The organism is Clostridioides sp. ES-S-0123-01 (assembly GCF_020658415.1).
Lineage (GTDB): Bacteria > Bacillota > Clostridia > Peptostreptococcales > Peptostreptococcaceae > Clostridioides.
Map to the genome: position 1 here is coordinate 734,461 of NZ_JACVWD010000002.1, position 19,368 is coordinate 753,828.

The 19,368-nt window shown below is 30.5% G+C and carries 22 protein-coding genes and 1 pseudogene; 6 read left to right on the top strand and 17 right to left on the bottom strand.

From position 1 onward, the window contains the following. Positions 1-74: 74 nt before the first annotated feature. The 3 genes from IC175_RS06780 to IC175_RS06790 form a co-directional block, all read right to left on the bottom strand. Positions 75-788, bottom strand: coding sequence for a response regulator transcription factor (locus IC175_RS06780; RefSeq protein WP_227435659.1), 714 nt, complete (start codon positions 786-788; stop codon positions 75-77). A 263-nt stretch (positions 789-1,051) separates the two neighbouring features. After that, positions 1,052-2,002, bottom strand: coding sequence for an SDR family NAD(P)-dependent oxidoreductase (locus IC175_RS06785; RefSeq protein ID WP_227851323.1), 951 nt, complete (start codon positions 2,000-2,002; stop codon positions 1,052-1,054). Position 2,003: 1 nt separating this feature from the next. After that, positions 2,004-2,654 carry a PadR family transcriptional regulator gene (locus IC175_RS06790; protein ID WP_227435647.1) on the bottom strand — a complete coding sequence of 217 codons (651 nt, stop codon included), beginning with the start codon at positions 2,652-2,654 and terminating at the stop codon, positions 2,004-2,006. Positions 2,655-3,008: 354 nt separating this feature from the next. Between IC175_RS06790 and IC175_RS06795 the strand changes: the two genes are divergently transcribed. Together IC175_RS06795 and IC175_RS06800 are read left to right on the top strand one after the other, a co-directional pair. After that, on the top strand, positions 3,009-3,224 hold the full coding sequence (locus IC175_RS06795; protein ID WP_227435644.1) for a TetR/AcrR family transcriptional regulator: 216 nt from the start codon (positions 3,009-3,011) through the stop codon (positions 3,222-3,224). A 126-nt stretch (positions 3,225-3,350) separates the two neighbouring features. Further along, complete coding sequence (locus tag IC175_RS06800; protein ID WP_227835055.1) at positions 3,351-4,490, top strand: macrolide family glycosyltransferase; 1,140 nt, start codon at positions 3,351-3,353, stop codon at positions 4,488-4,490. Positions 4,491-4,645: 155 nt separating this feature from the next. Here IC175_RS06800 and IC175_RS06805 read toward each other — a convergent pair whose 3' ends face one another. The 5 genes from IC175_RS06805 to IC175_RS06825 all read right to left on the bottom strand — a co-directional run bounded on the left by IC175_RS06805 (position 4,646) and on the right by IC175_RS06825 (position 8,471). Further along, positions 4,646-5,110, bottom strand: a complete 465-nt coding sequence (locus tag IC175_RS06805) for a hypothetical protein (protein WP_227481818.1) — start codon at positions 5,108-5,110, stop codon at positions 4,646-4,648. Between the two features lie 165 nt (positions 5,111-5,275). Continuing rightward, the gene (locus tag IC175_RS06810) at positions 5,276-5,815 is read right to left on the bottom strand and encodes a CDP-alcohol phosphatidyltransferase family protein (RefSeq protein WP_227481817.1); all 540 of its coding nucleotides are present in this window, start codon (positions 5,813-5,815) and stop codon (positions 5,276-5,278) included. Positions 5,816-5,843: 28 nt separating this feature from the next. Next, positions 5,844-6,635: an ABC-2 family transporter protein gene (locus tag IC175_RS06815; RefSeq protein WP_227851325.1), complete on the bottom strand. Its 792-nt coding sequence runs from the start codon at positions 6,633-6,635 to the stop codon at positions 5,844-5,846. Continuing rightward, positions 6,635-7,489 carry an ABC-2 family transporter protein gene (locus tag IC175_RS06820; protein WP_227851326.1) on the bottom strand — a complete coding sequence of 285 codons (855 nt, stop codon included), beginning with the start codon at positions 7,487-7,489 and terminating at the stop codon, positions 6,635-6,637. Before IC175_RS06820 ends, IC175_RS06815 begins: the two co-directional genes overlap by 1 nt. Continuing rightward, the gene (locus tag IC175_RS06825; protein WP_227851327.1) at positions 7,476-8,471 is read right to left on the bottom strand and encodes an ATP-binding cassette domain-containing protein; all 996 of its coding nucleotides are present in this window, start codon (positions 8,469-8,471) and stop codon (positions 7,476-7,478) included. Before IC175_RS06825 ends, IC175_RS06820 begins: the two co-directional genes overlap by 14 nt. 720 nt (positions 8,472-9,191) lie before the next feature. Here IC175_RS06825 and IC175_RS06830 point away from each other — a divergent pair. Beyond that, positions 9,192-10,148 (top strand): diguanylate cyclase domain-containing protein, encoded by a 957-nt coding sequence (locus IC175_RS06830; protein WP_227824521.1) that lies wholly within the window; start codon positions 9,192-9,194, stop codon positions 10,146-10,148. A 200-nt stretch (positions 10,149-10,348) separates the two neighbouring features. Here IC175_RS06830 and IC175_RS06835 read toward each other — a convergent pair. The 3 genes and pseudogenes from IC175_RS06835 to IC175_RS06845 all read right to left on the bottom strand — a co-directional run bounded on the left by IC175_RS06835 (position 10,349) and on the right by IC175_RS06845 (position 12,009). Continuing rightward, a pseudogene (locus IC175_RS06835) lies at positions 10,349-10,701 on the bottom strand (RNHCP domain-containing protein). Positions 10,702-11,331: 630 nt separating this feature from the next. Continuing rightward, positions 11,332-11,472 (bottom strand): TetR family transcriptional regulator, encoded by a 141-nt coding sequence (locus IC175_RS06840; RefSeq protein WP_227435620.1) that lies wholly within the window; start codon positions 11,470-11,472, stop codon positions 11,332-11,334. 210 nt (positions 11,473-11,682) lie between these two features. Beyond that, entirely contained in the window at positions 11,683-12,009 is a 327-nt protein-coding gene (locus IC175_RS06845) for a DUF4368 domain-containing protein (RefSeq protein ID WP_227851328.1), read from the bottom strand. 7 nt (positions 12,010-12,016) lie between these two features. Between IC175_RS06845 and IC175_RS06850 the strand changes: the two genes are divergently transcribed. The 3 genes from IC175_RS06850 (at position 12,017) to IC175_RS06860 (ending at position 14,063) form a co-directional block, all read left to right on the top strand. Then, positions 12,017-12,517 carry a DUF6076 domain-containing protein gene (locus tag IC175_RS06850; protein ID WP_227435834.1) on the top strand — a complete coding sequence of 167 codons (501 nt, stop codon included), beginning with the start codon at positions 12,017-12,019 and terminating at the stop codon, positions 12,515-12,517. Between the two features lie 114 nt (positions 12,518-12,631). Then, positions 12,632-13,156 carry a GNAT family N-acetyltransferase gene (locus tag IC175_RS06855; protein WP_227481811.1) on the top strand — a complete coding sequence of 175 codons (525 nt, stop codon included), beginning with the start codon at positions 12,632-12,634 and terminating at the stop codon, positions 13,154-13,156. Continuing rightward, on the top strand, positions 13,149-14,063 hold the full coding sequence (locus IC175_RS06860; RefSeq protein WP_227851329.1) for a hypothetical protein: 915 nt from the start codon (positions 13,149-13,151) through the stop codon (positions 14,061-14,063). The genes IC175_RS06855 and IC175_RS06860 overlap by 8 nt, the downstream gene beginning before the upstream one ends. A gap of 203 nt (positions 14,064-14,266) precedes the next feature. Here the strand turns inward: IC175_RS06860 and IC175_RS06865 are convergent, their stop codons facing one another. From IC175_RS06865 to pfkA, 6 genes are all read right to left on the bottom strand, one after another. Beyond that, positions 14,267-14,464: a TnpV protein gene (locus IC175_RS06865; RefSeq protein WP_413927233.1), complete on the bottom strand. Its 198-nt coding sequence runs from the start codon at positions 14,462-14,464 to the stop codon at positions 14,267-14,269. Next, positions 14,454-14,591 carry a DUF6809 family protein gene (locus IC175_RS19615; protein WP_413927234.1) on the bottom strand — a complete coding sequence of 46 codons (138 nt, stop codon included), beginning with the start codon at positions 14,589-14,591 and terminating at the stop codon, positions 14,454-14,456. The genes IC175_RS06865 and IC175_RS19615 overlap by 11 nt, the downstream gene beginning before the upstream one ends. Next, entirely contained in the window at positions 14,588-14,734 is a 147-nt protein-coding gene (locus tag IC175_RS06870) for a DUF6809 family protein (RefSeq protein WP_227851332.1), read from the bottom strand. Before IC175_RS06870 ends, IC175_RS19615 begins: the two co-directional genes overlap by 4 nt. A gap of 301 nt (positions 14,735-15,035) precedes the next feature. Then, the gene (rlmD, locus tag IC175_RS06875) at positions 15,036-16,394 is read right to left on the bottom strand and encodes a 23S rRNA (uracil(1939)-C(5))-methyltransferase RlmD (RefSeq protein ID WP_227851333.1); all 1,359 of its coding nucleotides are present in this window, start codon (positions 16,392-16,394) and stop codon (positions 15,036-15,038) included. Positions 16,395-16,568: 174 nt separating this feature from the next. Further along, positions 16,569-18,329, bottom strand: coding sequence for a pyruvate kinase (gene pyk, locus IC175_RS06880; protein WP_227481808.1), 1,761 nt, complete (start codon positions 18,327-18,329; stop codon positions 16,569-16,571). A 51-nt stretch (positions 18,330-18,380) separates the two neighbouring features. Next, the gene (gene pfkA / locus IC175_RS06885; RefSeq protein WP_227435605.1) at positions 18,381-19,340 is read right to left on the bottom strand and encodes a 6-phosphofructokinase; all 960 of its coding nucleotides are present in this window, start codon (positions 19,338-19,340) and stop codon (positions 18,381-18,383) included. Positions 19,341-19,368: the final 28 nt, after the last annotated feature.

The following is a 19,368-nucleotide window of genomic DNA, read 5'->3' on the forward strand; positions in this document are numbered from 1 at the left end:
TATTTTACTAAAGTATAAGCATATTAATAGGCACTCATAAATGAGTGCCTAAAAAACAATCACTAAAATTCATCCTAATCAACTCTATTCACAAGCTTATATCCAAGCCCTTTGACTGTTATAAGTATTTTAGGATTTGAAGGATTATCTTCAATCTTTTCTCTTAGATGTCTTATATGTACCATAATTGTATTGTCGCATATACTACTATATACACCCCATACCTGTTCATAAAGACTTTCTTTTCCTATAATTTTATTTAAATTTTGAGCCATATAACTTAAAAGTTGATATTCTCTACCTGTTAACTCAATTTCATTTTCATCTTTATACACACGGCATCCTTCTGTATCAACTGTAATATTACCTAACCTAATTATTGAATTTTCTGATGATACAACACTTTGATATTGTTGTCTACGCAACTGAGCTTTGACTCTAAAAACAACTTCTCTTGGACTAAATGGCTTTGTTATATAATCATCTCCTCCACTACTAAGACCAAGTATTTTGTCAATATCATCATCTTTTGATGAAAGAAAGAGAATTGAACAATATGAAAACTCTCTAATTTTTTTGCACACTTCTATGCCATCTACATCAGGTAACATTATGTCGAGAATAACAACATCTGGACATTCTATCTTACACAAAGAAATCGCATCTAAGCCATTATAAGCTTTAACAATATTTTTAAAGCCATCCTTTATCAATACTTCCTCAATTAAATTTATTATATCTTTTTCATCATCAACAAGTAATATTTTCTTATCAAAGTATGTTTCCATAGTAAAATCACTCCTAATAAAGAGTTATTGTCTTTTATCTACTAACCCTCTAACTCTATGCGTTCTGCTTAAAGTATATTCAAATAATTAAACAAAATCAAGTACATATCAATTATAAATTAAATTATAGCTAATTGTAATTTTTCTCATATTAATTCAAACAATCAAATAAAAACTGAACAGAATTATCAAGAATACTCCATCCTTTTAGAAATATTAATAAGATTATGTTGTTGCTATAATAACCTTATGAATTATATGCGTTATGTTAGCAAATTACATTTAGCAGTTTCAACATATTGTTTACATATAGTCCATACTTTCTCTATTGTCTCTTTGTTATTGACATAAGGTGGATAAGCATCTGTGCTTGTAATGCTTTTTATAAATGATATTGAGTCATTAGCCATTTCAACAATCTTTCCTTGGTGATTTATTAGTTTTCCAGTCATACCTGTATAAACATTAGAGGTGCAAATCGAAAAGTAAGCCTCTCCAATAATTTCTGATTTTGGTATAATAATGTTTTGTAAAAATGCAAGTACTTTCCAATATGAATTAAATTTCTTAATTGTTTCTTTACTCATTTTTGTTGCTGGAACCATAATTGCATTTACACTTATATTATAAGGCTTGTATTCTTGTTTCATCATACTTGTAGCCATAAGTAAAGCTATTTTAGAATCTCCATAAATTTTATAAGAATTATATTCTTTATCTTCTACAGTTTCACCACTTAAAACTCCAAAATTAATTTTTCTTCTTTTATCAAAAAAATGCTTTATATTTGTACTACATACATTTAGAATTTTAGGATTTTTTGATTTAGCAAGCATATCCAATAATAAATTGGTCATAAGAACTGGCCCAAATAGATTGGTAGCAAATGTTAATTCTATACCATCAATACTTCGTTGAAAATTTTTTTCTCCATGTTTAAAATGTCCAGCATTATGGATTAAGATATCCAATACATTGTATTTTTTTTTATAGGTCTCACAAAAACTATAAATTGATTGTCTCGATGAAATATCTAGTTGAAGCAAATCCACATTAATATTTTTAGTTTTAGCTATAATTTCCTGACACACGGGTTCACTAATCTGAATATTACGACATGCCATTATAATCCTATAACCCTCTGATGCAAACTTAAATACTGCTGCCTTTCCTATCCCTGAATTAGCTCCAGTTATTATTACAGTTCCTTTCATGTTAGCTACCCCCTTTTCCTTGATTCTGACTATTGTTTGGCCACTCATTAATTAATTTCTTCTTTAAATTTTCAAACCATGCTATTTCAAAATTTGTCCTGTCAATTCCAAACTTTAAGGTCAATAACTCAAAATCAATTATATCTTGAATATCTCTTTGTATGTTGGAATGTTCAGTATCTTGTAAAAAGTGATTAAACTGTTCTTGGTTTTCTTCTAGATAGGTAATATACTGTAATTTTGCAACATTGATGTCTTGTATTTTGATATTCTCCAACTGCTCTCTTTCCTTTTTGAGGTCAACAATATAAGATTGAATTAGTGACAATCTTTTTTGTGTTGGAACAAATCCCATAAAAAATAATTTACTTAATTCCATATCCTTCACTTTACCTGCAACCATAGACGTCTCTACCCATTCTAAAAAACATGCTTTTCCTGCATCCGTTAATGAATAAAATTTCTTATTGACACTATTTTCAACAAACTCTTCATACACTATCATCTTCTTTTCAAGCAACTTTTTTATTGCCGCTTGAATACTTCCCATACTGTTGCTACACATCGAAGTGAAATTCATTTCTATGACACTTCTCAGTTCATAAATTGTCAGCTTCTTAAGCATAAGTAATCCTAAAATAATTTTGTCCATTTTATTTACTCTCCTTTTATATTACTAATAGTAACATTTCTAATAGATAAAATCAATCACTAAAAAAGTCAAAGTAACACCTTTAAAATCGCAGTAATAATCTTTTAAGAACTCTAGAAAATTAATTTTATATAGATTTTATAGCTTTAATAAGAAAACATTAATAGTCTTAATGATAACACCTAGAATATTTTAAGATAAATAATTAAAGATTTGTATCATACTTCCACATGTGTAAGCTTTAATATTTTATATTATAAGAACAATATTCTGTTTATAATTGACTTTATCTAAATCGTATTATAAAATATAAACAGAACAATATTCTGTTTATTTGAATAAGATGCTAATTTTATGGCAAGAAAATCTGCTTTAGAAGGAGGGAAAAGAGAAGAAATACTAGATTCTGCTATTCAATTATTTTTAAAGTATGGGTATGAAATCATCTCTGTTAGCATGATATTAAATAAGGTTAATGGAGAAGTTGGAATGTTTTATCATTATTTTAGCTCTAAGCAAGAGCTATTTTACAAATCATTAGAGCATTTCACTATTTTACAAATTAGTTAATAATAAGGTCCAATAAAAATAAACAGCATACAGTTATTTCTGAATTTTTAGGTAGAACGTTAAAAGTTCCACCTCTTATATTTACAAAGTGAATATATAATAAAAACATTTTAAGGAGGTTTGATTATGAAAATTTTATTTATAAATTTACCTTTTTCTGGACACGTATACCCTACCCTTGGGTTAGTGGAAAAATTAGTGAATAGAGGTAATTCTGTAACATACTTACTAACTGAAGAATGGAAAGATAAAGTCTTAGAAGTGGGAGCTGATTTCCTTTATTATGAAGATAACGAAAAACTTTCTATTCAAATAAAAAATGTCTATCAAGCCTCTATAAAGGTAGCACATGAATTCGATTTAATTATTTATGAGCATTTTTTCTTTCTAGGAAAACATATAGCAGAGAGATTCAATAAACCTGTTATTAGGATTATTACTGCACCAGCTACTAATAAAGTTTTGATGAAAGAATTTATTAATTCGGGTGGCGTGTTAAGTGTATTTCGTTTTGAATGGGTATGTCGTAGATGGACTAAAAAAGTGTCAAAGGGAATTAAATTAAAGACTGATTCTTGGTTAAAAGAGATTACTGAAAATCCTCCAGAACTTAATCTTGTATATACTGTAAAAAAATTCCAACCATATGCAGAAGATTTTTCAGAAAATAAATTTAAGTTTCTGGGTACCTCTATTTATCAACGTAATAAAAAAAATGAATTTATATTGCCAAAATCAAAAAATAATTTGGTCTATATTTCTCTAGGTACAATTGTAAATAAAGCAATGTCATTTTACAAAAAATGTATCAATGCTTTTAAAGATGAAAATGTAACTGTCATTATATCTGTTGGTAATTCAATAAATATATCAGATTTAGGTAAGATACCAAATAATTTTTATATTTTCCCTTTTGTACCACAGCTTGAAATATTAGAAAAAGCAAGTGTTTTTATAACTCATGGTGGCTTAAATAGTGTTATGGAGTCTCTTTATTTTGGCGTTCCTATGGTGGTTATTCCGTTTATAAGTGACCAACCAACTAACGCACAGCAAATTGAACGCTTAAACTTAGGGAAAAAGATTTCTCACAAACACATTACAAGTGACATTCTTAAAAATTCTACCTTAGCTGTTCTTAATGATTCGACTATAGCTCAAAGTATATTGCTTATGCAAAAGGAAATTAGAAATGCAGGTGGTAATGAATTTGGTGCTGATTTGATTATTCAGTATATGGATAACAAAATGCTAAAAGAACGTTAAAATCGTACTGTTGTTAGGAACAAACTTGTCAATTAAGGAATGAATCCAAAGGAAAGAATACAATAAAAGCCCATAAATAAATGAAAAATCGTTACTTATGGGCTAAATGATGTACAATCGAAAAAGATATATGTTAATTATATTTATTATTGTATTTATATATAGTTATACTTATTCTTATATCTATATATAAAACTAACTGTTAAAAATAAGGTTAAAAGCTCAGCAATTGGCACTGCTAACCATATTCCATCTATATTCAAGATATTTGGTAATGTCAATAAACCTATAGTTATAAAACCAAATGTACGTAAAAAAGATAGTATTGCAGATATCTTTCCATTAGATAATGCTGTAAACATAGATGATGTAAACCTATACTGGTAATTAGTATTCCAATTATAGCTCCAGATAATATAGTCAAAGTAAAAATTTTCTTTGCTCCATCCATATCCATTCCCCATCTTGCAAGCTACAATAGCACTTCCTCCAGTAGCAAGCCTGGTTCCAAGTCCAACAATAATATTAATAATAGGACAGACAAGATTAATTGCAGATAAAGCATTTGTATCTACAAATCTAGATACAAATATAGTATCTACAATCGTATATAATCCCATAAAAATCATATATAATTATTTAAATAGAGTTTTAATATATCTTGCTATTATAATATCATATATGATAAGTATAATACCTTAATCTTTAATCTAATTATTTTTCATCTTTTAATCAATACTTACATAAATTTTAGTTTCTATTGTCTAGTATCATATGAAACAGGTTTATGAAATAAGTACTTCTATAATACTACTAATATCTATTTTTAACTCTTTAGATAATATATGTATTATTACTTCTTCAGTGGCTGAGATACTTGCTACAACACAAACTATACTTGCAAGTAAATTTGTATTCATAATATTATAAACTAAAGGCAAACAGAATAACATAAACCCAGATAATTTATTTCCATATGTATGTAATATAGCAAATGTGTTGTATTTACGAATCACTATAATTATTGATGTAATTCGAACAAGGACAATTATTAATATCCATAATACTATATAATTTGAAATATTTATCACTGGAAGCATAATAATAAACATTGATATTACTAAACATATATCAGCCATACTATCAAGCCTTGAGCCAAGCTTACTTTCTATATTCATTTTTCTAGCTATATATCCATCAAGAAAATCACTTACTCCACACATACTATAGACTGTAAAAAATAAAGAAGAAAACATATCTATTTTGAGCAAAGCTATTGATAAAATGATTCTAAGTATAGTAATAATATTTGCTATATTTTTCATTCCTTGCCACCTCTAAACTGAAAATTTATTAACTACTTGCACTTTTATAATGTTTCAGTCCTAATTTCCAAAACCTCCACATAAATACTGTAAATACAAATACAATACTAATTGAGTAGATTAATCCTTTTATTGTTAATGTCCCAGACAAAATTTGAGTTGGGATTGTTGACATAATTCCATATGGTAAAATCAAATAAAATAGTAGCTTAAAAATACCTTCATAAATTACACCTGGAATTTTCATATTCATTGGTAGTAAATTATCTTCCAATCTCATTATAGCAGAGGATGATATAACAAAAAATGGAATTGTCCGAAATATAATACACACATCATAAAAAAGCAATGTCATCAATAACACCATACATGTATATGCCAGTACCATAGCAAAATTTATTTCTGAATTTAATCCAGATACTCCATATACAACTATAAGTATACTTGCCAAAATTAAAGGTGATGAACCGATATTAATATTCTCAAATGTCAATCTAAACAATGGGTCTATTGGCTTCGTAATATAATAATCTAATTCTCCTTCTTGAATTTTGCGTGGAATATCATAAATTCCAAAACAGAAAATGGTCATATTTATAGCATTTATTAATGAAAAAGTTCCTATAAATATTATCATCTCTCCACGCAGCCAACCTCCTATTGAATCTACATGAGAGTAAATGCCATTAAACATTAACAATTGTAATATAAATAATGAACTATCTACAAAAAATGCTCCAAAAAAATCAAATCTAAACACCATCATTTTTGATAATTTCATTTTTAGTAACATAAATATTATTTTAAATTTTTTTTTCATTATATCCCCACCCCATCAAATAGTGTTCTCATCTTCTTATAGACAATTTTATTTACTATAAAGAAGAATAAAACCCATAAGGCTATAATAATCAGTCCTTGTACTGCATCATTACTATTTCTACCTATTAATAACATAGATGGTAAATAGGTTGTGTAATAAAATGGAAACAATTTCATAACATTTACTACAACTTCTGGCAAAAGAACAAGCGGTATCATTGTTCCTGTAACAAATTCAGTTATATTATCGATTATCATTCTAAAAAAACCAATCTCTAGAAATTTAAATGATAAAATTCCAATAAAGAAATGAAGCTGCATCATAAAAATAAGCCCTAAGAAAATCATCAAAATTGAAATTAAAATTTGTATTGGATTTGATGTAAAAGCAAAATCTATTTTAAATATAAAAATCCATACAAAAGCAGAAATCATATTAAATACTAAGTAAAAAAAGGTCATTCCAAAATTTTTAGCAAAAAAATAATTTTGTGCACCAATCGGAATAATAATGTATTTTGAAAATGTACCCAACTTTACACGATTGCATATCTCCTCACTTGTACTTCTTGACATATCAATACCTGATAAAAATGAACTTATTATATAATAGGACAACATTGAATTAAATGTAAAGCCAGAAACTATGTCATTTTCACCAAAAATTGCCTTCCACAAAATATAAGCAAATAAAATTTTTATAATAGTAAACATCATGTTAACTACTACATCAAACCTCCAAATAAGTTGTACTTTGAAATTAATTTTAGCTATTTCATAGTACTTTCTTATATTTTGTTTAAATCTATAAAACAATGATTGTCTTGAATATGCTTCATTATAGTTGTTCATAATACTCTTCACATCCTTCTTTGTATATTCGTTCTACAACATTCCCTATATCTTCTTCTTCAATTGTTACATCCTCAACATCATACTTATCAAAAATCCATTTAACAGTTTCATTACCTTTTTCTTTTGGTACAATTACTGATGTTTTATGTTTTGTTTGCTCAATAATCTTATAGTCTTTTGGAAATAAAATTTTAGTTTCATCAGTGAAGCTAACTGTTATTTTCTTATATTTTTGAAAATGATTAAATAATTCATCTGTAGAGCCATCATATATTTTATGACTATTTTCTATGACAATACTTCGACTACAAAGGCTCTTTATATCCTCCATATAATGAGAGGTAAGCATTATTGTAGTACCTTTTTTCTTATTTACTTCTTTCAGAAAATACCTAATTTGTTTTTGTGCCACTGCATCTAGACCTATTGTTGGTTCATCTAAAAATAAAATTTTAGGATTATGAAGAAGTGCTACAATAAGCTCCATTTTCATTCTTTCTCCTAAAGAAAGTGTTCTAACTTGAACATTTAGATAATCAGATACTTCAAACAACTCTATAAAATAATCCAAATTCTTTTTATACTCTTCATCAGATATATCATATAACTCTTTAAATAAAAGAAATGTATCTGCTGGCGTCAATTCAAAAAATAGCTGACTTTTTTGCCCCATAACAACAGCATATTGTTTTTTAAAGTTATTTTCTAACTTATTTGGATAATAACCCATGACAGAAATTTTTCCAGAAGATGGAGCAATAATTCCAGTCATTATTTTGACAAGAGTTGTTTTTCCAGCTCCATTTTTACCTATTAATCCAACAAATTCTCCTTCCTCTATTTTTAAATTAAGGGATGATATAGCTGTTTTTTCTGTATATTTTCTATTAAATAAAGATTTTATGCTTCCCATAAATCCTGGTTCTTTCTCAAATCTCCTATAAGATTTAGTCAGTTCATTAAGCTCAATAATACTCATTTTTATTGCCTCCATATCTTGTATTTTCTACAAAAAAAGTCCACAGGTATTCATATCTGCCTTTTTATGTGGTATACATATTTACCTACACAAAAACAGAAAACTCCTGTGGACTAGAAAATTTAACCTTTTCTATTTCAACATAATTATATTCAAAATAACACTATGTAAAATTAATAAAGGTGTAGCAGATTAAAGCCCACTACACCACAATTTAACAAAGTAATATATAATAATATTATTATTTGTTGTCATATGTTAGTTATCTATAAAGGCAGAACAAGACACAACAATTAAATGTATCAAAAATACACTTAAAAATTCTGATTAAACAGAATACCTATGCGTCTCCAACTATTTACTTGTTGGTTACCATTATATATAACTCCGACATCAAGCAAGACACTCCTTTACTAATATTATTGCTGATAGTTTACCATAAAATTTTTTTATATTCAAGTATAATTTAAGATGCTCATATATTTAAATTTATTTTATTTCTTTACAATTGAAATTAAATTTCATTAATTGCTTTAAGCAAAATTTAAAAATACATTATTTACATTAGAGATGATTACCCTATGCTTCTTCTTATAAAGTACACTATTGTACAAGTCAGATGCAATTTTTTTAATTCTATATTATAATATTGTAACAAGCATCCAAATAAATAGTACTAACTAAAAGAATTATAAACTACAAATCTTAAGGGGTTACTCTATGGAAAATAATACAATACAAGAACAATTATGTGATTTATCAAAGAAAATCTGGCACATTTATATTTTAAATCCAGACGAGGATGGCTTACAATTTATCATGTCTTTATTAGATGATAATTTTACATTGTTTGGAACAGGAAAACATGAATTCTATACATCATTAGAGAACTTCATTATAAATCTTGAAAAAGACCAAATAGAATCAGAAGAAATAAATTTTAAAATTATAGATGAGTGGTACTCATGTACTAAAGTTACAAATGAAACTTTTATAGTATATGGAACTCTATGGGTAATAGAAGAAGAGTACTTAGAAAGAGACATATATGTAGAAATGGATACTCGATTTACTATGGTATATAAAGTTATAGATGGTAAAATCACACTGCTCCATATACACCATTCTATTCCAAACTTTGATCAGGTAAAAGATGAATACTATCCTAAAACAATAACTGAAAAAGCAAAAGAAGCTCTAGCTATGGCTAATGAATTTAAGTTGAAATCAGAAAAAGACCTTATGACTGGATTATATAATCGTCATTTTTTTGAAGTACATATAAAAGAAATGCTAGAAACTACTTCATGTGGGTATTTTTATATTTTTGATTTAGATAATTTTAAGCAAATAAATGATATATTTGGTCATATTAGAGGAGATGAAATATTAATACAATTTGCTAATGTTTTGACTAAAGTGTTTACCAATAATGCTATTATTGGAAGACTTGGAGGAGATGAATTTGCTGTATTTGAATATATCAATCAGTCTAAGGAAGATGTTGAAAATAAAGCAAAAAAAGTTGCAAAGTTATGTTCTGATATCAATTCTTGCTCTATAGGCATATCAAGACTAGAAAGCAACTTAGATACGTTTCAATCTTTATATAAACAATCTGATTATGCTCTATATTATACAAAGAGAAACAACAAAGGAAATTTTAGTTGGTTTTAAGCAGTATTATTTGATGTATTTGTAATATGAATGCTAAAGGAACATAAAAAGTACACAGACACAGAGCCGATATACTGCTATCGCCAACAAGTTTATCGGCTCTGTATCTGTTCATCTGACTATCTGATAACTAGAACTTCAATAAATAAGCAGCCTTTCAATCCATCAACAAATGAATAAATATGGCAAAACAACTGCACTCAGGTTTGAAATATCTTATTTATTTTTAGAATATTTTTTAATGATTTTATTTGTTTTTGTAATGTTTTTGAATTTCTTTTCCTTCTCTGCCAAATAGTTGCCCACTCACCATTTTTTCTCACCCATACTCCAATGTGTTCCATATTACCATCACAATCTGTGGCACGGTCACTAGGAATAATATCCACATGAAACTGTGTAGGCAATGAGTACAGTGATTTCTATGTTGTATCCCAGAGCCTTCTGAAACTACAAAGCAAGCACACTTCGTGCAAATAAAATTATCTAGACAGGTGTTATCCTGATAATAAGTTCGCTTTCTATTTGGATAATTCCTTTTTGAATCCTCCATATCTTGTGTTTACTACAAAAAAATTCCACAGGTATTTATATCTAACTTTTTATGTGATATACATATTTACCTACACAAAAATAGAAAACTCCTGTAGACTGGAAAATTTAATCTTTTCTATTTCAACATAATTATATTCAAAATAACTCTATGTAAAATTAATAAAGGTATAGCAAATTAAAGCCCACTACACCACAATTTAACAAAGTAATATGTAATAATATTATTATTTGTTGTCATATGTTAGTTATCTATAAATGCTGAGCAAGACACTCATTCACTAATATTATTACTGATACTTTACTATAAAATATTTTTATATTCAAGTGTAGTTTAACATACTCATATATTTAGGTTTGTCTCATTTCTTTATTCTATAGCATTTAGGAGTCTTTTCAAATCTAATATTCACTTAATATTAATTTTTTATAATAAGTATTTTTTATATTTTTCCTTATGGCAATACATAAAGATAATTCTATAAATTTGTTATTTCATAACATTGTTCCAAAAATATAATACAAGTACTACTCATTTTATTCAATCCATTTTCTTCTATTGGAAAATGCCCTGCACCTTCAAGCATCGTAATCTTTTTATTACCTGTTAATCGGTCAAAAAACAGTTTACTTAATGATACATATTTCCAATAGACGTATGAGCTTTTTTCGCTATAGTTCTCATAGAAGAATTTTCATAACCTTTTTTTAAAAATTCGTTTGTTGCAACTTCTGCAATTTTCTTTTCTATTTCTTCTTTTTTTATTTGCATCTTTAGTAATCCTCCTAGAAATATCATACTTGCAGATAATAATAATTACAATGTATGTTCATTATTAAAAAACAGAATTTTAATTTTGTTCATTATTGAATTATGAAATAGAAAAAAAGGCTCCCTAATGGCTCTGCCCGATAAGGATGTTTTCCATCCTTGAGAAAAGCCGTAGGATACACAGCGAGTATCCTACGGCTTTTCTCTGTTCTAAACTCTGCCGACAAAGTTGAAATAGACCTCAACCTGCTGGGTGTAATTTTTCTTCTTCCGTGGCTCGCTGCGCTCATAAACAACGATTTTTTCGATAAACTCTCGCACGAGTTCGGACGTCAGCTCCCGAATATCAGTGTACTTTTCCACGATTTTCAGAAAGCGGTCGGCGTTGAGCAGCTTATCCTGCTCGGCGTCGATTTCTGCCTTTGCGGACGATTTATGGCATTTACCGCATTGCATCAAGACTATATGCTTTATTACCTTACTGACCGGCACGGCGATTGCGCCTACCAAAAACGGCAAAGCTGATTTTGAAGCCATAGACAAAATGGAGCTTGCAGACAAAAAAGAACAGCTTGCCGCAATCGACAAGCTGAACCCCAAGGGCGCAAATATTGTGAGCTTCACCATTCTACAAAGCCTCAATGAATTTCTGTATTTTGAATTTACAGAATTACTCAAGCAGGGTTTGCGTGTGCGAAAGTGCCGCAACTGCGGCCGATATTTCGTTCTCAAATCCAAGCACGAAACCTTTTACTGTGACCGAACGGCAGAAAACGGACTCACATGTAAGGCAATCGGCAACAAAGCGGAGTATCTGAAAAAGCTGGCGGAGGATGCACCGCTGCTCGATTATGAGCGGATTTACAAGGCGCATTACGCTAAGATGATGCGGGATGAAGCCAAAGAAATGCCCGCCGACGATAAGATTGGTGCGGCACGAAAAGCGTTCACTTTTTGGGCGGAAACGGCGAAAGAAGCAAGGCGGCAGTATGTGGCGGGGGGAATTTCAGAAACGGAATTTGCTAAAAGGCTTGAATTGCAATGACTTTTGTATTTCTTTTAGACGATATTTTTGGTATACTGAATTAGAAAGATACCCTCCTGCGATTTGGTGGTAGCGGCGGGATGGGTTCAATTTATATTAGACGAGGTCAAACTTATGAACATTCAAACGAAACGGTTAGTACTTTTGCCTGTTGAAAAAAAGCATAAACACGACATTTTCGCTAACTTCTCAAATGAGGTAACAACATACATGTTTCCTTGTCCTGCGAATAAAATAAGCGAAACTGAAAGTGTTATTGAAAATTTCACGAAACAACGCATTGATGGCACTGATTTTGTGTATGTGATTACACTTTCGGATACGGGTGAGTTTTTAGGAACATGCGGTTTGCACAAATTAAAAGGTGAAATTCCTGAACTTGGCATCTGGACAAAAATATCAGCTCATGGTAATTATTATGGCAGAGAAGCTATTGGTGGACTGATCGAGTATGCCGAAAATATGGGTATTAAAAAGCTGCTCTATCCTGTTGACAAACGAAATATTGCAAGCAAAAAAATACCGCTCTATTTTGGGGGTGTGCTATCCAGCGAGAAAGAAGTAATAACACTGGATGGACGCAAATTATACCTTGAAGAATATATGATTGATACGAAATGTGGTGAAAAAAGTGAATGAGATAACAAACCGAATATTAAATAAGATTGGTAATCCAGAATTAACGGAGAAAATGGCTTCGTTGTCACAATCTGACCTGAATACATTGCTGCTTGAGATAATGAAGCAAAAAAATATATCTCCTCCAAATATGCTGAAAAGCTATGCGCTAAACCGTTTTTGCGTTCCGAGCGGTTGCGATGCCATAGATTATCACAAGTATGAAATTATGCTATTAGAGCTTGCAAAAAGTGTTGGTATTAAAAGCGTTATGCTTTCTCCCGTTGCACCGTTTGGTAACTGCTCTACATTTGGCTGTGTGGATCAAAACAATATAGTCAGTGCACTTCGTGGAACAGAAGTACTTGCTGACCCAACAAATATGCTCGCAACCATAATTGCGGATAAAATAAAAAATAAAGCACTTGATAATTCTACTTCCGCGCACTTTTGCACAACTGCAAGAACGACGAGAACTCAACCTCTTTTAAGCAAAAATCATTTTGCTCACTTCGGGATATTTTGCATTGTATCGACAGCTAAAGACACTGGCTCTTATTTGAGTGAGAAAGAAATACTTTTAAAGCAGCTTGAGTATTATAAGCTACTGTTACTCGAAAAGTATCATGCAAAAATGTCGGTCACTCTTAGAAAGCGTGGTGGCTATACCGATACCGATGGATTTTTTCAGAGAATGTCAGAACTGATACAAACCGAGCTACCTGATACACCGTTTGATTTTGATTTAGACCATGAGGATAATAATTATTACAAAGGAATCAATTTTAAGATTTATATGGAAAAAGACGGTGAAACCCTTGAAATTGGTGATGGTGGGTTTGTTGATTGGACGCAACAGATGTTATGCAATAAGCGAGAGAGATTGCTTATTAGCGGCATTGGAATTGAGCGAATGATGATGCTATAATCATATTATGAGCAATTTGCTGTGTGCCACTCTCGTTGGCTGCTTTTCGAGAGTATCGAGATAATCTACACAAACAAGCCGCCACACCAACTTTTTACTGTTAGTGCAGCGGCTGTTTTTAAGTGTAAATCAGTTCTGCAAACACAATTTCATCGGCTATCGTCTGTGCCTGTGTCCGTAGCCGAATGCGCTCCATCGTATCCTCAAGGGGCATTGGGTGGGCTGTGAGCCAGTCTGCCTGTCAAAAACAATTCCCGATACATCCCAAACTTATACTTATGTAGATACCGTAATCGAAATAAACCATATTTACTTAAATCGTTTTCTATGTTTTCCATTCCAGTTTCAATGTTCGAATAAAGCAACCCATTAATACCAATATATTCCAAGTCAATCATCATCGCCCACCTCCAAAATCTCTAACATCAGCTTTGCCCCCAGCTTGAAGCCATCAATAAAAGACTGTGTAGCATACATGGAAGTCGCATCGGAATCTTTGGAAAGAAACTCATCGAGCTCCGCTTTCATTGGTTCGCATAGAGCTTATCCTCAAGGGCATCGTGAGCCTTCATGGCAATCTCTCTTGCGGCTTTATATCCGCCAAGTCGAATCCTCGTCCGCTCGCCTGGGCAAATATCCCCATTATAAAGCAATTCAATCGTCTGTTGCATTATCTCGCCTCCTTCACCTATTATGGTAAGCGATAAATGCTTGCGCGTCCAGACCGGAATCCCAGACAAAGATTTAACGATTTAAAGTGATTTATCCGGCAATAGTGCAGCAAAAAGCCATTGGAACCGTCTGTAAAGATAGTTTCAATGGCTTTTTGGTTTTGTGTGAAATGGATGCTTACAATTTACTTGGAACCGTTTGGCTGTATGCCTTGCTGTTACTTGGTTTGTAAACATCCTTATCACAGAGAGCCTAAAGAGCCTTTCCTGTTTTATTGTTTAAATCTTAATATATACATTACTATTGCTTGATTATCTTAGCTACAGTTTCCACATGTGTAGAATGAGGGAACATATCTACAGGTTGTGCCTCAATACATTTAAATCCATGCATATTTAGATAATTTAAATCCCTTGCTAAAGTAGAAGGATTACAAGAAACATAAACAATTCTCTCAGGATTCATTGAAACAATTGTATCTAAAACCTTTTCGTCACAACCCTTTCTAGGTGGGTCTACAACTACAACATTAGCAGTCTTACCCTCACTATACATCTTAGGAACAACCTCTTCTGCCTTACCCACATAGAATTCAGCATTATGTATATTGTTTAATCTAGCATTTACCTTAGCATCTTTTATAGCATCTTCTATAATTTCTATTCCATAAACTTTTTTAGCCTTTTGCGCTAAAAATAAAGATATTGTACCTATACCACAATAAATATCAAAAACAGTATCAGTATCCTTTAAATCTGCATATTCAAGAGCTTTATTATATAATACCTTAGTTTGTATAGGATTTACTTGGAAAAATGACAATGGAGAAATCTCAAATACTAAATCTCCTATATAATCATTTATTTTACCATCTCCATACACAACTATATTCTCTTTTCCAAGAATGGCATTTGTATTTTTTTCATTTATATTTACAACTAAAGTCTTAAATCCAGGTATATTTTCCTCTAATACTGAAGCTAATTCTTTAAGATATGGAAGTCTGTTTCCATTAGCAACTAATACAACCATTACTTCTTTAGTTGTAAATCCAATTTTTGTCACCAAATGTCTAATTACTCCAGTCTGAGACTTTTCATCATATATGCTTACCTTATAAGCTCTTATATACGTTTTTATTATCTTAACAATTTTATCATTTAGTTCATGTTGTATTACACATTTTTCTGTCGATATTACATCGTGAGTCTTCTTTTTGTAAAAACCAATAATAGGAACTCCATTGTTCTTTTGTATTGGAAATTGAGCTTTATTTCTATATCTATATGGCTTCTCCATGCCTATAGTATCATGAACTACCACATCATCCAACTTACCTATTCTTGTAAGCACTTGTTTAACTTCATTTTTTTTCATTTCAAGTTGTTTATTATAGTCTAAATCTTGTATTTGGCACCCTCCACAATCCTTAAGATTGTCACTACACACTCTTTTTACTCTAAATGGAGACTTCTCTATTATTTCAACAATGTCTCCTACAGCATAATTTTTCTTGACCTTATTAATTTTAACTTTAACTTTATCTTGTATTAATCCGCCCTCTACAAAAACTGTAATACCATTGTACTTTCCAACGCCTACTCCAGCCTGTCCAATGTCTACTATATCTACAATATACACCTCGTTTTTTGAAAGCATAAATCACCCTCCAATCACTATATTAAATTTAAATTCTTACAAATTCTTTTCTTTAAATATATATTAAAATCTTGCTATTAACTAAACTATATTTTTTACTAAGCTACAATATTTTATTTTACCAAAAAAAAAGGAGCTTATAAAGCCCCTTGACAAAATAAATTTATTATTTTCTTATAAAACTCTAGTTGAACCTCTATATATTACACCTCTTGATGCATCCACTGTTACAACTTCTCCATCTTTTACTAGATTAGTTATATCATTTGCAGACACAATAACTGGTATATCTAAATTTATTCCTACGATAGCTGTATGTGATGTCATTCCACCATTTTCAGTTACTACAGCTCCTGCTTTCTCTATATAATTGTTCATTTCAGCATCAGTAGCTGTAGAAACTAATATATCTCCTTTATTGAAGTCTACACAAGTATCTCCATTTTTTATTATACGAACTTTACCTTCTACTGTTTGATTACCTACACCTATACCTTGAACAATTTCTTCACTTATTACATGAACCTTTATTAAGTTAGTAGTTCCGCTTACTCCTACTGGTACTCCAGCAGTTATAACCACTAGTTCTCCATTATCTATATAATCTGCTTGTCTAGCTGCTTCTATTGCTTTTTCTATAACTTCATCTGTATTTCCTGCAACAGAAGATTTAACTGGATAAACTCCCCATGTAAGAGCTAGTTTATTCATAGTTTTTTCATTATTTGTAGTAGCTATTATTGGAGATTTTGGTCTAAATTTAGACACCATTCTAGCAGTATAACCTGAGGAAGTAGATGTTATTATAGCTGATGCATCTAAATCTACAGCTGTTGTACAAGTAGCATGACTTATTGCATCTGTTACTGTAACATTATTAGTACCATTTTCCTTTAACAATCTATCATAATCCAAAGTTTCTTCTGTTCTTTTTGCTATTGTAGCCATCATTTTTACAGCTTCTACAGGATATTTCCCAGCAGCAGTTTCTCCAGATAACATTATTGCATCTGTTCCATCATATATAGCATTAGCTACGTCTGTAACTTCTGCTCTTGTTGGTCTTGGATTTCTTATCATAGAATCAAGCATTTGTGTAGCAGTTACAACTGGTTTTGCTAATTCATTGCATTTTTTTATCATCATTTTCTGAACTATTGGCATTTCTTCAGTAGGTATTTCAACACCTAAATCACCTCTAGCTACCATTATACCATCAGAAACTTTTAATATTTCATCTAAGTTTTCTACACCTTCTTGATTTTCTATCTTAGATATAATTTGTATATCAGTTGCATTGTTATTTTCTAAAATTTCTCTTATTGCTAGTACATCAGATGCTTTCCTTACAAATGAGGCAGCTATATAGTCTATACCTTGGCTTATTCCAAATTCTATGTCGCTTATATCTTTAGGAGTTATTGCTGGTAAATTTATTTTTACACCAGGCACATTTACACCTTTATGATTTTTTACTATTCCAGAATTTTCAACGATACATACTATATCTTCGCCATTTATTTCTTTTACTCTTAAACCAACTAATCCATCATCTATTAGTATAGAATCTCCTACTTTAACATCTTCAGCAAGACCCTTATAACTTACTGTACATATTTCTTTAGTTCCTACAACATCTTTCATAGTTATAGTAAATTTTTGTCCTTCTTCTAAAGATACCTCTGGGTCTGCAAAATTACCTGTTCTAATTTCTGGACCTTTAGTGTCTAATAATATAGCAACTGGTTTATTTAGTTTTTCTCTAACTTTTTTTGCCATATCTATTCTTTCCTTGTGTTCTTCATGTGAACCATGGGAAAAGTTAAATCTGCACACATTTAGACCATTTTGCATAAGTTGAGTTAAAACTTCTTCACTTTGTGATGCTGGCCCTAGCGTACAAACAATTTTTGTTTTCTTTACATTATTTAACATATTTGCTCCTCCTGAAATATTATTTCACAGATTTATTTTAAATACTAAGATTTATATAGATAATATTTTTGCCATTTCATAAGCTTCTTTATCAAAAACCTTCTTTTGAGATAAAGCTTCACTTATTTCTAAGTCAATTATTTTGTTTTCTTTTATTCCGACAACTCTAGCTGACTTTCCATCTAGTAGTAATTCTACAGCTCTTACACCAAGTCTGCTTGCTAGTATTCTATCAAATACAGTTGGACTTCCTCCTCTTTGAACATGACCTAATACAGTTACTCTTAAATCTGCTCCTGATTCTTTTTTAAGTTCCTTCTCTAAATCGCTAGCACTTCCAACTCCTTCTGCCAACACGATTATACTATGTCTCTTGCCTCTTTTTTGAGTTGTCTTTAATCTTAAAGCAACTTCATCTACTTTAACCTCTACTTCTGGTACTATTATAGTTTCAGCTCCTCCTGCAAGACCTGCATATAAGGCTAAATCTCCACAGTGTCTTCCCATAACTTCTACTATATTAACTCTTTCATGAGATGATGATGTATCTCTTATTTTACCTATAGCATCTATAATAGTATTCATTGCAGTGTCAAATCCTATAGTATAATCTGTATATGCTAAGTCATTATCTATAGTTCCTGGTATACCTATAGCTGGAAATCCTAAGTCACTAAGTTTTTGAGCTCCTGTAAATGAACCGTCTCCTCCAATTACTACTAAGCAGTCAATTTTATACTTTTTAAGAATTTTTACTGCCTTTAATCTACCTTCTTCTGTTTTGAATTCTTCACATCTAGAAGATTTTAATATAGTTCCTCCTCTGTGTATAATATCCCCAACAGAAGATAAGTTCATTTCAGTTAAATCTTCTTCCAACAATCCCTTATATCCTCTATTGATTCCATATACTTTGCATCCATAATATATTGCTGACCTTACAACCGCTCTAATTGCAGCATTCATTCCTGGAGCATCTCCTCCACTTGTTAGTAATCCTATAGTTTTCATTTTTTACCTCCTTGGATTTTATGTCAAA